Origin of the sequence: Brevibacterium sp. W7.2, from assembly GCF_018137945.1 — a bacterium.
Classification (GTDB): Bacteria; Actinomycetota; Actinomycetes; order Actinomycetales; family Brevibacteriaceae; genus Brevibacterium; species Brevibacterium sanguinis.
Map to the genome: position 1 here is coordinate 3,158,454 of NZ_CP073089.1, position 12,268 is coordinate 3,170,721.

Sequence of the window (12,268 nt, forward strand, 5' to 3'; positions counted from 1 at the left end):
TGGTCAGAAGGGGTACGGTGCGATCTGCGAGCGCATCGTGATCCACTGGACCTCGGTGAAGGACTCGATGTTGGCCTCGGCGCCGCCGATGCGGGAGCCGTTGCCCGAGTCCTTCGTGCCGCCGAAGGGGACGTCCCCTTCATCGGCGATGGTCTGCTCGTTGATGTGGATCTTGCCCGAGTCGATGTGATCGGCGAGGTCGATCGCGGTGCCGAGGTCGCCGAGGATGCTCACCGACAGCCCGTACTCGCTGTCGTTGACGATGTCCGCGGCCTCCTCGAGCGTGGAGAACCGTCCCACGGGGGCGACGGGACCGAAGATCTCCTGCGTCCACGCGGGGTTCGTCGGCGAGAGGTCGGCGAGCACCGTCGCCGGGACGAACGGGCCTTCGCCGACGCCGCCGGTGACGAGGCGGGCGCCGTCGGCCTGAGCCTTCTCGATGATGTCGCGCACGTGCGTCTGCTGCTTCTCGTCGATGATCGGCCCCAGGGCGACCTCCTCGGTGCTCGGGTCGCCGACGGGCAGCTTCGCGGCGTGCTCGGCCAGTGCTGCGACGTAGTCGTCGTAGATGCTGTCGTGGACGAGGTGACGACCGGTGGTCATGCAGATCTGACCCTGGTGGAACCACGATCCGAAGGCGCCCGCCGAGGCGGCTGCCTCGAGATCGGCGCCGGGGAGGACGATGAGGGCGTTGTTGCCGCCGAGCTCGAGGTGGCAGCGCTTGAGGAGGCGGCCGGCGTTCTCGCCGACGATCCGTCCCGCCGCGGTCGACCCGGTGAACGAGATGACCGAGACCTCGGGGGCCGCGACGAGGGCTTCGCCGACGTCACCGCCGCCGGGCAGGACCTGGAGGACGCCCTCGGGCAGCCCCGCCTCGGCGAAGATCTTCGCCAGGGTGACGCCTCCGGACACCGCGGTGCGCGGATCCGGCTTGAGGATCACGGCATTGCCGAGGGCGAGCGCCGGGGCGACGGAGCGGATGGAGAGGATGAGCGGGAAGTTGAACGGGGCGATGACGGTGACCACGCCCGCGGGCACGCGGCGGGAGAACGACCAGTGGGGTTCGTCCGAGGGCAGGACGTGCCCCTTCGGGTGGGTCGGCAGCGCTGCGGAGTCGTAGCAGGTGGCCGCCGCATAGTCGGTCTCGAAGGTGGCCTTCGCCGCGATCGCACCGGATTCGCGCATGATCCACGTGTTGATCTCCGCGGCGTGCTGGGCCCACAGCTCACCGGCACGGCGCATCACCGCCGCCCGTTCCGTCGGTTTGGTCTTCGCCCAGTCGCGCTGCGCGGCGGCCGCCCGTCGTGCCGCCTCAACGGCATCGTCGGACGAGGCCATGCCGATCCGGGCGAGGGTCTCACCGGTGGCGGGTTCGACGACGGGGATCGGGTCGGCCGACCCGTCGACCCAGTCGCCGGTGAAGATCCGGCCGTTCCAGTCGGTGCCGAGGAAGGTCTCAGTGCTCATAGCGGTGTCTCCTTGGGGTTGTGGTGGGGGTGTCAAGGGGTGGTCTTCTCGGTGTCGATCTCGATGAGGGTGGGCCGGCCGGCACCGTGGGCTTCGGTGAGGAGCTCGGCGAGATGGGCGGTCGAGTCCGCGTGGACGGCGGTCATGCCGTAGCCCCGGGCGATCGAGACGAAGTCGACGTCGCCGAGGTCGAGCCCGGGCACCGTGCCCGCGTCGAGCATGTCCGCGAACCACACGAGCGCCCCGTACGTGGAGTTGCGGAGGACGACGATGGTCACGGGGATGCCCTCCTCGACGGCGGTGCGCAGGGCGGCGATCGAGTAGTGGGCGGAGCCGTCGCCGATGATGGCGACGACGGGTCGGTGCGCATCGGCGAGCGCGACGCCCATCGAGGCGGGCAGGCCCCACCCGAGCCCGCCGGAGGCGGGGAAGAAGTACGATCCGGACTCGCGGAGGTCCATCTGCGACCAGAACGCGGAGTTCGTCGACGTCGATTCGACGACGTAGCGGGTGTCGACGGGCATCGTCTCCCGCAGGGTCGCGAAGACCTCCTCGGGGTGGAGGGTGCCCGGCGTCGCCGAGGCGGTCGCGGGCTCGATCTCCGGCTCCCACGTCCGCGGTGTGCCGGGGGCGGGGGCCGCCTCGGCGAGCGCGACGAGAGCGGCGACGGGATCGGTGACGAGCGCATCGCCGAAGGGGGCGCGCTCGGCGGCGTCCGGGTCGTCGCCGATCTGGACGAGATGCGTCGTCTCCGGCAGGTACTCTCCGGGCTGCCACTGGTGGTAGCGGAAGACGGGGGCGCCGATGACGAGGGCGAGGTCGTGGGCGCCGAGGATCTCCCCGATCGGGCCGATCGCCGCCGGCAGCACCCCGCGGAAGAGCGGATGCTGGTTGGGGAAGGGCAGGCGCGGCAGGGACGGGGCGGCCCATACGGGAAGGTCATGGGCCTCGGCGAGGGCGATCGCGGCCGCCCACGCCTCCGGGGTGTCGACGTCGGGGCCGAGGACGAGGACCGCGGCCTCGGCTGCGCCCAGCCGGTCGCGGAGGTCGGCGATGACGGTCGGGTCGGGGGCCGAACCGGGGGTCACGGTGCGCGAGAGCTGGCCGACGACGCTCTCTTCGACCTCCGCGTCCCAGTCGTCGTAGGGCACGGAGAGGTAGACGGGACCGCGCTGGGAGGCGAGCACGGATTCGGAGAACGCGCGGGGCACATCGGCGGCCGCGAGCGGTTCGAGGGAGCGGTGGACGAGGGGTTTCGCGAGCATCGTGGCGTCGACGTTGGCGAGCATGACCTCGGGGCCGACCATGCTGCGCACCTGCTGACCTGCGGTGACGACGAGCTTGGAACGGGAGATCGCGGCGTTCGTCAGGGCGCCGAGGCCGTTGCCCGAGCCGGAGGCGGCGTGGAGGTTGACGAGCGTGGGACGGTCGGTGACCTGGGAGTAGCCGTCGGCCATGGCGACGACGGCGGCCTCCTGGAGCCCGAGGATGTAGCGGGCGGTGAGGTCTTTGAGGAACGGCAGCTCATTCGATCCGGGATTGCCGAAGAGGACGGTCATTCCGTGGAATGCCATGAGGTCGTGGACTGCCTGCCGGACCGTGATTGCTGCCATGGACGATGCTCTCCTTCGAGACGGACGGTGGGGACGCCCCGCCGATAATCGCCACGCTAGTGAGCGGCGACACGTCTGGCTACGGTTATTCCATTCATTGGGACGCACAGGTTCGCGCGGCTACGATGCTGGTATGGCGAACTCACCTTCGGGCGACTCGATGATCGATCGGCTCGTTCGCGTCCTCGGGGCCTTCGACCCCGATCACCCGAGCCTGACCACCGAGGAGCTCGCCGGCCGCGCCCAGCTGCCGAAGTCGACGGCGTATCGCCTCATCAACGACATGATGTCCCACGACCTCCTGCAGCGGGATCCGAGCGGGCGGGTGCGGATCGGGGTCGGGATGTGGGAGCTGTCGAACCGCGCCTCCGACGCCGTCGAGCTCGCGTCCCTGGCGCGGCCGCACATGATCGCCGTCCACGACTTCGTCGGGGAGAACACACAGCTGGGCATCCTCCGGGAGCGGGAGGTCCTCTTCATCGAGCGGATGTCGAAGCCCATGGCCGTCATCAACCGCTCGCGCACAGCCGGTCGACTGCCCGCGCACGCCTCCTCGTGCGGACTCGTCCTCCTCGCGCATGCGCCCCGGCACGTGCGCGAGGCGTATCTGCGGGGTGCGCTCACGGCGTTCACGGAGCGCACGACGACGGATCCGACAGTGCTGCGGCGGATGCTCCAGACGATCCGGACCTATCACTGCGCTGAGCTCGTCGGTCACATCGACGACGGCACGACGGGTGTGGCCGTGCCCGTCTTCGACGGCAGCGGGCTGACGATCGCGGGCCTCGGCGTCGTCGTCGACTCCGAGCGCAACGTCGGGATGCCGGCGATCATGCAGGCACTGCGGGCCGCCTCGGCGGGGATCACTCAGGACCTCATCAGCCAGGGCCGGTCGGTCACGGACTAGCTCATGCTCGCGCGGCGTAGCGGGCGCGGCGCTTCTCGGCCTCGACCTCGCGATCCTTCGGCGGCGCGGTCGTCACGAGGGAGTCGAGGAGGTGCTGCGTGATGTGGGCGATCTCCTCGACGGCGGCCTCGAAGGCCTCGGCATTGGCCTTCGAGGGCTTCGTCGTCCCCGCGATCTTGCGCACGTACTGGAGGGCAGCGGCGTGGACCTCCTCCGAGGTGGCCGCGGGCGCGAAATTGTGGAGGGTTCGGATGTTCCGGCACATGGCTCAACGGTACGCCGCCGACCGCCGCGGACGATAGGTCCGGCCGCAGCTGCGGGCGTTCGCCGCATCGATCACGACGAGCTCCCAGTCGATGCGACGGCCGCCGGGGACGTCGAAGATCCGCGTGCCGTCGCCGAGGAAGACCGGGGCGACGAAGACCTGGAGCTCATCGATGAGATCGGCTTCGAGCGCCTGCCGGGCGATGTCGGCGCTGATGATCTGGATGTCGCCGTCCCCGGCGAGGGCCCGGGCACGGTCGATCGCCTCGGTGATCGAGCAGTCGAGCGCGATGACGGAATCATCGCCGGCCAGCTCCGCGGGGCGGTGGGTGAGGATGATCTCGGTGCCCGACCATGCTCCGCCGTACGGTTCGGCCGTCAACTCGTCGCGGCTGTCGGCCTGCTCCCGCGCCGCATCGTAGCCCCGCCTGCCGGAGATGATGACGGCGACCTCGGAGGCCATGCTCTCGGTGGTGCCCTCGGCGAACTCGGCCGTCGAGAGCCACGACATGTCGTGTCCGGGACCGGCGATGAACCCGTCGAGCGAGCATGCCACTGTTCCCATCACTCCCCCTTGAGTGCTTGCAGAATGCAATTGGTTGGTGTGCTCAGTCAACCACACATCCGGCGCCGGGAGAACCCCCGACGTAGACTGAGCCTGACCACCGCCGAGGTGGTTCCGAACCCCAGGAGAATCGATGGTCGTCCCCGGCGAGCCCGCCGAACCGCTCACCCCCGCCCAGGCGGAGAAGGTCCAGCGGCTGCGCACGGACTTCTCGCGCCTGCTCATGCATCACCGGTTCGCGATCGACGAGGTGCTCACGAAGGTCTCGATCCTCCGCGAGGAGTTCCTCACCCTGCATCGCTACAATCCGATCGAGCACATCAGCTCGCGGGTGAAGACCCCGCGCAGCCTGCTCGAGAAGATCACTCGGCGCGGTCTGCCGCTCGACATCGACGTCATCCGCACGGCGATCACCGACATCGCCGGCATCCGCATCACGTGCAGCTTCATCGCCGACACCTACCGGGTGCTCGAGACGCTGACCTCACAGAACGACATCCGGGTCATCGAGATCAAGGACTACATCGCCCATCCGAAGCCCAACGGCTACAAGAGCCTCCACGCGATCCTCGAGATCCCGATCTTCCTCTCCGACGGTCCGGTGCCGATCATCTGCGAGGTCCAGGTGAGGACGATCGCGATGGACTTCTGGGCGAGCCTCGAGCACAAGATCCACTACAAGTACGCAGGCGACGTACCCGACCGCCTCGTCGCCGAACTCACCCGCGCCGCCGCCGTCGCCGGTGAGCTCGACCTCAAGATGGAGCAGCTCCACAACGAGGTCCGCGACGCCGATGCCACCGACCACGGCAACGACCTCGACGCCGAGCTCCTCCGCCTGCTGTGGAACCTCAGCCGCGACGAGGAGTGAGGTCAGAACCGGGCGGAGAATCCGCCGTCGGTGCTGATGAGCTGCCCGGAGACCCAGCGACCGGCAGGTGACAGCAGGAACGCGACGATGCCGGCGATGTCGGCCGGCGTGCCGAGGCGACCGAGCGGCTGGGCCGGGAGCAGAGCGGCCCGCAGGTCCTCGTCCATCCACCCGGTGTCGATGGGGCCGGGGTTGACGACGTTCGCCGAGATTCCCCGCGGCCCCAGTTCTCTGGCTGCGGAGATGACGATGCGATCGAGCGCCCCCTTCGACGCCCCGTAGGGCAGGTTGCCGGTGACATGGTCGCTCGTGAACGCGACGACCGCTCCGCCGTCAGGGCCGATCTGCCGGGCGAAGGCGGCGATGAGGAGGAGGCTGGCCCGGGCGTTGACGGCGACATGTCGGTCGAAGCTCTCCGCCGTCGTGTCGAGGATGCCCGATTCGACGCCGTGGGCATGGCTGAGGACGAGGGCGTCGAGGGTGCCGTGCTCGGCGGTCACGGCCGCGATGAGCGCGTCGGGACCCGTCGGCGTCGACAGGTCGCAGGGACGGTCGGTGCCGTCGAGGTCGCTGGTGACGACGTCCCAGCCGTCGGCTTCGAGTCGCGGCACGATGCCGGCGGCGATGCTGTCGGGTCGGGCGGCACCGGTGATGAGCGCAAGGGGCATGGTTCGAGGGTAGTGCCTACTCCCGGTGGGCGACGATGTTGAAGACGTTGCCGTCAGGCGCCCGGACGAAGAAGCGCCGCACGCCCCACTCCTCGTCGGTGAGCGGGTGGATGATCTCGAATCCGCGCTCGACCGCCTCGGCGTAGGCGGCGTCGACGTCGTCGACCTTGATCGAGGCGGCCGCGTCGACCGGTGCAGTCGCGTCCGCGGTGACGACTTGAAGATGCGCGCCCGTCTCGGGTGAGGTGAACCGGGCGACCCAGCCGAGGTTGAACTCCTCGGTCGCCAGCCCGAGGTAGGACGTGTAGAAGTCGCGCGCGGCGGCGATGTCGGCGACCGGCAGATCGGCGATGATGCTGTGGACTCTCATGGCTCCCCTTTCACCACTGGTCGTGGTCGAAGACCTGGCAGAAGACGCTCGTCATCGCGTCGCTGAAGAGGACGAACTGGACTTCGGTGATCGTCTCCCAGCGCCCGCGGGCCCGCCCGTCGACGATGACGGCATGCGCCGTCTCGGCGACGTCCCGCGGCGACCAGCCGTAGACCCCTCCGCCGATCGCCGGGAACGCCACAGAGGCGGCCCCGACCTCCTCGGCGACGTTGAGGCTCGATTCGAACGCCGACTCGAGGACCTCCGGGTCGGCCTCGCCGGCGTTCCGGTTGGGGCCGACGGTGTGGATGACCCACCGCGCCGGCAGCTCACCCGCCTCGGTGGCCACGGCCTGACCCGGGGGAAGACCGCGCGGCAGGCTCGTGCGCCGCAGCTCCCTCGTCGCCTCGAGGAGAGCGGGTCCCGCCGCGCGGTGGATCGCCCCGTCGACGCCGCCTCCGCCGAGGAGACTCGAGTTCGCGGCGTTGACGATCGCGTCGACGCTCACCTCGGTGATATCGCCTTCGAGTACCGTGATCTTCATGGAGCGAGTCTAGTCAGGACGGTGGCGGATGTGCAGGCTTCTCGGATTCATCTCACCGACCCCGGTGAGCGCGGCGGGACTGATCGGCCGCGCCCAGTGCCGGCAGTGGCAGGACCTCGGCCGACTCCACGACGACGGGTGGGGCACGGCGTGGATCGATCCGGCCACCGAGGCGCTCGACCGGTTCCGCACGCCCCACGAGGGCACGAACGACCCCCGTCTCACCGCGGCGCTCGACGATGCGGCGGCGCGCGGGCGGATCGTCCACCTGCGGATGGCGACGACGGGGATGGCCGACCTCGTCGAGAACACGCACCCGTTCCTCGCCGACAGCGTCGCGCTCGCGCACAACGGGTCGATCCACCCGGTCGAGCAGCTGCGGGCGCGGGTCACCGAAGCTGAGATCGCGCGCATCGGCGGCACGACGGATTCGGCCCTCCTCTTCGCCCTCATCCTCCGGCGGGTCGATGCCGGCACCCCGCTCCTCGAGGCCGTCGTCGAGACGGTGCGCGAGATCCGCGCGGAGTTCGACCACCCGGGCATCAATCTGCTCATCCTCACCCGGACCGAGCTCATCGTCGTCCATGCCACACTCGGCACCGAGGTGCCCTATGCGAGCTTCGACACGTCCGAGACCGGCGGTCGGCTCCCGCTCGACCATCGCAGCCACTACTACCGGATGAGCTGGCAGCGCTTCGCGGACGGGGCGACGATCGTCACGAGCTCGGGGCTCAGCCACACCGGGTGGAGCCGGATCGAGCAGAACACCGCGATGCGCCTGACCGTCGCCGACGGTGCGGAGACGATCGTGCGGCTGTGACCTACGCCTTCTGGACGGTGATCGTCCACGAGGCGTCGCCGGTCCGGTCGAAGTGCGTGACCGGGTAGCCGTTCTCCGCCGCCCACTGGGGAATCGCCTCGGTGGCCTGGGTGCAGTCGAAGTTGATGACGAGTTCGTCACCGACGCTCAAGCCGCTGATCGCGTCCTTGGCCTCGACGAGGGGGAAGGGGCAGACGAGCCCGTTGGTCTCGAGGATCTGTTTCATGCTGTCCTGCTTCCTGCGGGCACCGGGGTGCCCGCTGCGCTGCGTGGTCTGATGGTGGCCTTCGCGGCGATGGCCGCGCCGACGATCATGAAGAACGTCGCGACCCAGCCCTGGTATTCGAACTGTGCGGTCGAGACCATGGCGTTGCCGACGGTGCAGCCGCCGGCGATCGCCGCGCCGATGCCCATCCCGACGCCGCCGGCGATCGCCTTGAGCAGCGTCTCACGGTCGGGCACGCGGATCCGGAACTCCCCGGAGGCCTTCGCGGCGATGAACGAGCCGACGAGGATGCCGATGACGAGCATGACTCCCCAGTCGACGAGGGTGACGTCCCCGGTGGCGAAGTAGGTGACGAGGTTCGCCGAGGGGGTCGTGATGCCGAGCCCGGAGTTGCGTCCCGTCGCCGCCGACAGGGGCCAGGCGAGGGTGGCGATGACGCCGATGATCGCGGCCGTGGCGAACGGGTTCCACCGCTTCTCGAAGAGGAGGTGGGCCAGTCCGGTCCGCCGCGGGGGCAGCGTGGCCACCGGGGTGGTGAGCTTGCGGTTGTGGCGGATCGTCAGCCACACGGCGACGCCGGAGAGCGCGATCGCGAAGACCCACGGGCTCAGCCCGGTCGTCGCACTCAGGGCGCCGTCGGGGACGGTGATCGACCGCAGCCCTTCGGTGAGTCCCGCTGCCGGGCCGGTCTTCATGATCGCGGCGGTCAGGGCGAAGAAGATCAGCGCCATCCAGCTGCCGACGAGTCCTTCCCCGACCCGGTAGTACGTGCCCGTGGCGCAGCCCCCGGCGAGGATCATCGAGGCCCCGAAGATCAGTCCGCCGAGGATGGAGGCCAGCCACGGGAACGCCGACTGCTCGAGGGTGATGAACCCGAGCGAGCTGAAGGCGGCGAGACCGATCGCATGGACGGCGATGACGACGATGAGCGCGGAGAACCACCGGGTGTTGCCGGTGAGCGTGAGATCGCGGAAGGCGCCGGTGACGCAGAAGCGTCCGCGCTGCAGGACGAATCCGAGCAGCAGCCCGACGACGAGTCCGGTGATGATCATGGATGGCCTTCCTGACGATGTGCACCCGGGCCGTCTTGCGATGACGGTGCCCAGGTGTTGAGCATTGCAGTGCAGAACAGGCGATCCCAACCCGAGAGAACTGAGCAAACACCCGCCTGCACCGCCCACTATTGTTGAGCGATCACGCTCGCCGCGTCAATGCCGCGTCATGTGTCGTCACCCACGGACGCCGTTGAATGAGAAAGTTGTCGCGCCGGTTTCGTGGTGCGGAGCACACTGAGGTGAACCCTGACAGGCAAGGAGGCCTCAGTGCCAGATCTCCACACCGATGTCGCGATCGTCGGCGCAGGACCCGCGGGCCTCATGCTCGCCCATCTCCTGCACGTCGCCGGCATCGATTCCGTCGTCGTCGACAATCGCAGCCATGACGACATCGCGACGACCCATCGCGCCGGCATCCTCGAGGCCGCCTCGGTGCGGATGCTCGAGACCCCGGGCATCGACTCCCGCGTCCATACCGCAGGCCATCGCCACGACGGCATCGACATCCGCGTCGACGGGGTCAGCCACCCTCTCGACTTCCCGGACCTCGTCGGCGAATCCGTGTGGCTCTACCCGCAGAACGAGATCTACGTCGACCTCGCCGCCGCCCGCGCCCGCACCGGACGACCGACGTTCCATGCGGTGACCGACACCCGCCTCGACGCCGTCGAATCGCAGTCCCCGCAGGTGCGTGCCGTCACCGACGACGGTGAGCCGCTCACCGTCACCGCCCGGTACGTCGTCGGCGCCGACGGCTCCCGCGGCCCCTCCCGGGCATCGATCCCCGAGACCACGCGCAAGCGGTTCTTCCACGAGTACCCGTTCGCATGGTTCGGGATCCTCTGTGAGGCGCCGCCGAGCCACGAGGTCCTCATCTACTCCCGCTCCGCACGCGGCTTCGCCCTGATCTCCCAGCGCAGCGACACCGTCCAGCGGATGTACTTCCAGGCCCCACCCGACACCGAGGTCGCCGACTGGTCCGACGACCGCATCTGGACCGAACTCCAGGCCCGCGTCGAGGGCCCCGACGGCTTCGCGCTCCGGACCGGTCCGATCATCGACAAGACGGTCCTGCCCTTCCGCTCCGCTGTGACCGAGCCGATGCAGCACGGCTCCCTCTTCCTCGCCGGCGACAGCGCCCACACCGTCCCCCCGACCGGCGCGAAGGGCCTCAACCTCGCCTTCGCCGACGTCGCGGTGCTCGCCCCCGCCCTCGTGCGCGCCCTGCAGGACTCCGACGCCGAGGCGCTCGCCCGGTACTCGGCGACCGCGACGAAGCGCGTCTGGAAGGCCCAGAACTTCTCGTATCAGATGACGAGGATGCTCCACACCGACCCCACCGCGGATCCCTTCGAAGCCCGCCGCAGCCTCGGCGAGCTCGATTCGATCCTCACCTCCGACCACGGCCGCCGGTACCTGGCCGAGTGCTACACCGGCTGGCCGCACACCACCACCATCCCCTGAAGAAGAGAGGTCAGACCATGAGCGCACAGAAGCTCTCCGGTCCCGACGACGCCGCCGAATCCCAGGCGACGCTGAGCGCGGAGATCAATGAGATCGGCCGCGAGTACGAAGACGCCGTGGCAGCCGGCGCCCCGGTCGAGACGCAGCCGCGACTCGACTACCCGCCCTACCGGTCCTCGCTGCTGCGGCACCCGACGAAGGATCCCCGCCACACCGACCCGGAGACGATCGAGCTGTACTCCCCGGCGTTCGGCCACCGGGACATCGGCACCCTCGAATCGGATCTGACGATCCAGGCCGGCGGGGAGCCGATCGGCGAGCGCATCCGCGTCACCGGCCGGGTCCTCGACGGCCAGGGCCGGCCGGTCGCCGGTCAGCTCGTCGAGATCTGGCAGGCGAACTCCGCCGGCCGCTACATCCACAAACGCGACCAGCACCCGGCCCCCATCGACCCGAACTTCACCGGGGTCGGGCGCACCCTGACGGGACCGGACGGATCGTACTCGTTCACGACGATCAAACCCGGCCCCTACCCGTGGAAGAACCACCACAATGCATGGCGGCCGGCGCACATCCACTTCTCGCTCTTCGGCACCGAATTCACGCAGCGGATGGTCACGCAGATGTACTTCCCCGGTGACCCGCTCTTCGCCCTCGACCCGATCTTCCAGTCGATCACCGACGAGAAGGCGCGCGAGCGCCTCGTGGCCACCTACGACCACGACATCACCGAACACGAATTCCTCATGGGCTACTCGTGGGACATCGTCCTCACGGGAGCCGAGCGGACCTGGATGGAAGAGGACGACGATGCCTGAGACCGAGTACACCGCCACCCCCGGTCAGACCGTGGGGCCCTTCTACGGCTACGCCCTGCCCTACCCGGGCGACAGCGCGCTCGTCCCGCCCGGCGCGGCCAACGCCGTGCAGCTGGCCGGGGTCGTCTACGACGGCGCGGGGGTGCCCGTGCCCGATGCGATCCTCGAGATCTGGCAGCCGGACGAGACCGGCACGGTCTCCCGGGCGACGGGGTCGCTGCGCCGTGACGGCTTCACGTTCACCGGGTTCGGCCGCGCCGCCTGCGACCCCGAGGGCCGGTTCAGCTTCTCCACCGTCGTACCCGGCCCCACCGAGGCGGGCAAGGCCGCCTTCATCAGCGTCGTCGTCTTCGCCCGCGGCCTGCTCAACCGGCTCTTCACGCGGGTCTACATCCCCGGTGACGCCGAGGCGCTGGCCGCCGATCCGCTGCTGTCCTCCCTCGATCCGGCCGACCGGGAGCGTCTCATCGCGACCCGGGAGGCTGACGGGACCCTGCGTTTCGACATACGGTTGCAGGGAGAGGACGAGACCCCGTTCCTCCGGTTCCCCGGCCACACCGACTGAGACGGCCGTCGACCGAGACTGAGATGACACCGACTGAGACGACAGAGGAGA

At 69.4% G+C, this 12,268-nt stretch carries 15 protein-coding genes; 6 read left to right on the plus strand and 9 right to left on the minus strand.

Annotated elements, in window-relative coordinates:
* Nucleotides 1-3 precede the first annotated feature (3 nt).
* Together J9315_RS14245 and mdlC are read right to left on the minus strand one after the other, a co-directional pair.
* Nucleotides 4-1,467, minus strand: coding sequence for a benzaldehyde dehydrogenase (locus tag J9315_RS14245; protein WP_211978118.1), 1,464 nt, complete (start codon nucleotides 1,465-1,467; stop codon nucleotides 4-6).
* Nucleotides 1,468-1,499: 32 nt separating this feature from the next.
* Nucleotides 1,500-3,080, minus strand: a complete 1,581-nt coding sequence (gene mdlC / locus J9315_RS14250) for a benzoylformate decarboxylase (RefSeq protein ID WP_211978119.1) — start codon at nucleotides 3,078-3,080, stop codon at nucleotides 1,500-1,502.
* A gap of 133 nt (nucleotides 3,081-3,213) precedes the next feature.
* Between mdlC and J9315_RS14255 the strand changes: the two genes are divergently transcribed.
* The gene (locus J9315_RS14255) at nucleotides 3,214-3,987 is read left to right on the plus strand and encodes an IclR family transcriptional regulator (protein WP_137825165.1); all 774 of its coding nucleotides are present in this window, start codon (nucleotides 3,214-3,216) and stop codon (nucleotides 3,985-3,987) included.
* A gap of 1 nt (nucleotide 3,988) precedes the next feature.
* On the opposite strand, the gene J9315_RS14260 is transcribed toward J9315_RS14255, so the two are convergent.
* Nucleotides 3,989-4,252 (minus strand): DUF2277 domain-containing protein, encoded by a 264-nt coding sequence (locus tag J9315_RS14260; RefSeq protein ID WP_211978120.1) that lies wholly within the window; start codon nucleotides 4,250-4,252, stop codon nucleotides 3,989-3,991.
* 3 nt (nucleotides 4,253-4,255) lie between these two features.
* Nucleotides 4,256-4,816, minus strand: a complete 561-nt coding sequence (locus J9315_RS14265) for a dihydrofolate reductase family protein (protein WP_211978121.1) — start codon at nucleotides 4,814-4,816, stop codon at nucleotides 4,256-4,258.
* A gap of 133 nt (nucleotides 4,817-4,949) precedes the next feature.
* On the opposite strand from J9315_RS14265, the gene J9315_RS14270 reads away from it, so the two are divergent.
* The gene (locus J9315_RS14270; RefSeq protein ID WP_137825167.1) at nucleotides 4,950-5,687 is read left to right on the plus strand and encodes a GTP pyrophosphokinase family protein; all 738 of its coding nucleotides are present in this window, start codon (nucleotides 4,950-4,952) and stop codon (nucleotides 5,685-5,687) included.
* 2 nt (nucleotides 5,688-5,689) lie between these two features.
* Here the strand turns inward: J9315_RS14270 and J9315_RS14275 are convergent, their stop codons facing one another.
* The 3 genes from J9315_RS14275 to J9315_RS14285 are packed head-to-tail and all read right to left on the minus strand — an operon-like array spanning nucleotide 5,690 to nucleotide 7,269.
* Nucleotides 5,690-6,355 carry an SDR family oxidoreductase gene (locus tag J9315_RS14275; protein ID WP_211978122.1) on the minus strand — a complete coding sequence of 222 codons (666 nt, stop codon included), beginning with the start codon at nucleotides 6,353-6,355 and terminating at the stop codon, nucleotides 5,690-5,692.
* Nucleotides 6,356-6,371: 16 nt separating this feature from the next.
* On the minus strand, nucleotides 6,372-6,725 hold the full coding sequence (locus tag J9315_RS14280; protein WP_211978123.1) for a VOC family protein: 354 nt from the start codon (nucleotides 6,723-6,725) through the stop codon (nucleotides 6,372-6,374).
* A 10-nt stretch (nucleotides 6,726-6,735) separates the two neighbouring features.
* Nucleotides 6,736-7,269 carry an O-acetyl-ADP-ribose deacetylase gene (locus tag J9315_RS14285; RefSeq protein ID WP_211978124.1) on the minus strand — a complete coding sequence of 178 codons (534 nt, stop codon included), beginning with the start codon at nucleotides 7,267-7,269 and terminating at the stop codon, nucleotides 6,736-6,738.
* Between the two features lie 28 nt (nucleotides 7,270-7,297).
* On the opposite strand from J9315_RS14285, the gene J9315_RS14290 reads away from it, so the two are divergent.
* Nucleotides 7,298-8,089 carry a class II glutamine amidotransferase gene (locus J9315_RS14290; RefSeq protein WP_211978125.1) on the plus strand — a complete coding sequence of 264 codons (792 nt, stop codon included), beginning with the start codon at nucleotides 7,298-7,300 and terminating at the stop codon, nucleotides 8,087-8,089.
* Nucleotide 8,090: 1 nt separating this feature from the next.
* Here the strand turns inward: J9315_RS14290 and J9315_RS14295 are convergent, their stop codons facing one another.
* Nucleotides 8,091-8,315 (minus strand): sulfurtransferase TusA family protein, encoded by a 225-nt coding sequence (locus tag J9315_RS14295; RefSeq protein ID WP_211978126.1) that lies wholly within the window; start codon nucleotides 8,313-8,315, stop codon nucleotides 8,091-8,093.
* Nucleotides 8,312-9,367 carry a YeeE/YedE family protein gene (locus J9315_RS14300; protein ID WP_211978127.1) on the minus strand — a complete coding sequence of 352 codons (1,056 nt, stop codon included), beginning with the start codon at nucleotides 9,365-9,367 and terminating at the stop codon, nucleotides 8,312-8,314. Before J9315_RS14300 ends, J9315_RS14295 begins: the two co-directional genes overlap by 4 nt.
* Before the next feature lie 270 nt (nucleotides 9,368-9,637).
* Between J9315_RS14300 and J9315_RS14305 the strand changes: the two genes are divergently transcribed.
* From J9315_RS14305 to pcaG, 3 genes are read left to right on the plus strand one after another with little or no spacing between them, the layout of a single operon-like run.
* Nucleotides 9,638-10,834 (plus strand): 4-hydroxybenzoate 3-monooxygenase, encoded by a 1,197-nt coding sequence (locus J9315_RS14305; protein WP_137825174.1) that lies wholly within the window; start codon nucleotides 9,638-9,640, stop codon nucleotides 10,832-10,834.
* Nucleotides 10,835-10,851: 17 nt separating this feature from the next.
* Nucleotides 10,852-11,652, plus strand: a complete 801-nt coding sequence (pcaH, locus tag J9315_RS14310) for a protocatechuate 3,4-dioxygenase subunit beta (protein ID WP_211978128.1) — start codon at nucleotides 10,852-10,854, stop codon at nucleotides 11,650-11,652.
* A complete protein-coding gene (gene pcaG, locus J9315_RS14315; protein ID WP_211978129.1) occupies nucleotides 11,645-12,217 on the plus strand; it encodes a protocatechuate 3,4-dioxygenase subunit alpha in 573 nt (190 codons plus the stop codon). Before pcaH ends, pcaG begins: the two co-directional genes overlap by 8 nt.
* Nucleotides 12,218-12,268 lie beyond the last annotated feature (51 nt).

Coding starts and splice junctions, on each gene's coding strand:
- J9315_RS14245 (WP_211978118.1), bottom strand. CDS start 1,467: ATGAGCACTGAGACCTTCCTCGGCACCGACTGGAACGGCCGGATCTTC.
- mdlC (WP_211978119.1), bottom strand. CDS start 3,080: ATGGCAGCAATCACGGTCCGGCAGGCAGTCCACGACCTCATGGCATTC.
- J9315_RS14255 (WP_137825165.1), top strand. CDS start 3,214: ATGGCGAACTCACCTTCGGGCGACTCGATGATCGATCGGCTCGTTCGC.
- J9315_RS14260 (WP_211978120.1), bottom strand. CDS start 4,252: ATGTGCCGGAACATCCGAACCCTCCACAATTTCGCGCCCGCGGCCACC.
- J9315_RS14265 (WP_211978121.1), bottom strand. CDS start 4,816: ATGGGAACAGTGGCATGCTCGCTCGACGGGTTCATCGCCGGTCCCGGA.
- J9315_RS14270 (WP_137825167.1), top strand. CDS start 4,950: ATGGTCGTCCCCGGCGAGCCCGCCGAACCGCTCACCCCCGCCCAGGCG.
- J9315_RS14275 (WP_211978122.1), bottom strand. CDS start 6,355: ATGCCCCTTGCGCTCATCACCGGTGCCGCCCGACCCGACAGCATCGCC.
- J9315_RS14280 (WP_211978123.1), bottom strand. CDS start 6,725: ATGAGAGTCCACAGCATCATCGCCGATCTGCCGGTCGCCGACATCGCC.
- J9315_RS14285 (WP_211978124.1), bottom strand. CDS start 7,269: ATGAAGATCACGGTACTCGAAGGCGATATCACCGAGGTGAGCGTCGAC.
- J9315_RS14290 (WP_211978125.1), top strand. CDS start 7,298: ATGTGCAGGCTTCTCGGATTCATCTCACCGACCCCGGTGAGCGCGGCG.
- J9315_RS14295 (WP_211978126.1), bottom strand. CDS start 8,315: ATGAAACAGATCCTCGAGACCAACGGGCTCGTCTGCCCCTTCCCCCTC.
- J9315_RS14300 (WP_211978127.1), bottom strand. CDS start 9,367: ATGATCATCACCGGACTCGTCGTCGGGCTGCTGCTCGGATTCGTCCTG.
- pcaH (WP_211978128.1), top strand. CDS start 10,852: ATGAGCGCACAGAAGCTCTCCGGTCCCGACGACGCCGCCGAATCCCAG.
- pcaG (WP_211978129.1), top strand. CDS start 11,645: ATGCCTGAGACCGAGTACACCGCCACCCCCGGTCAGACCGTGGGGCCC.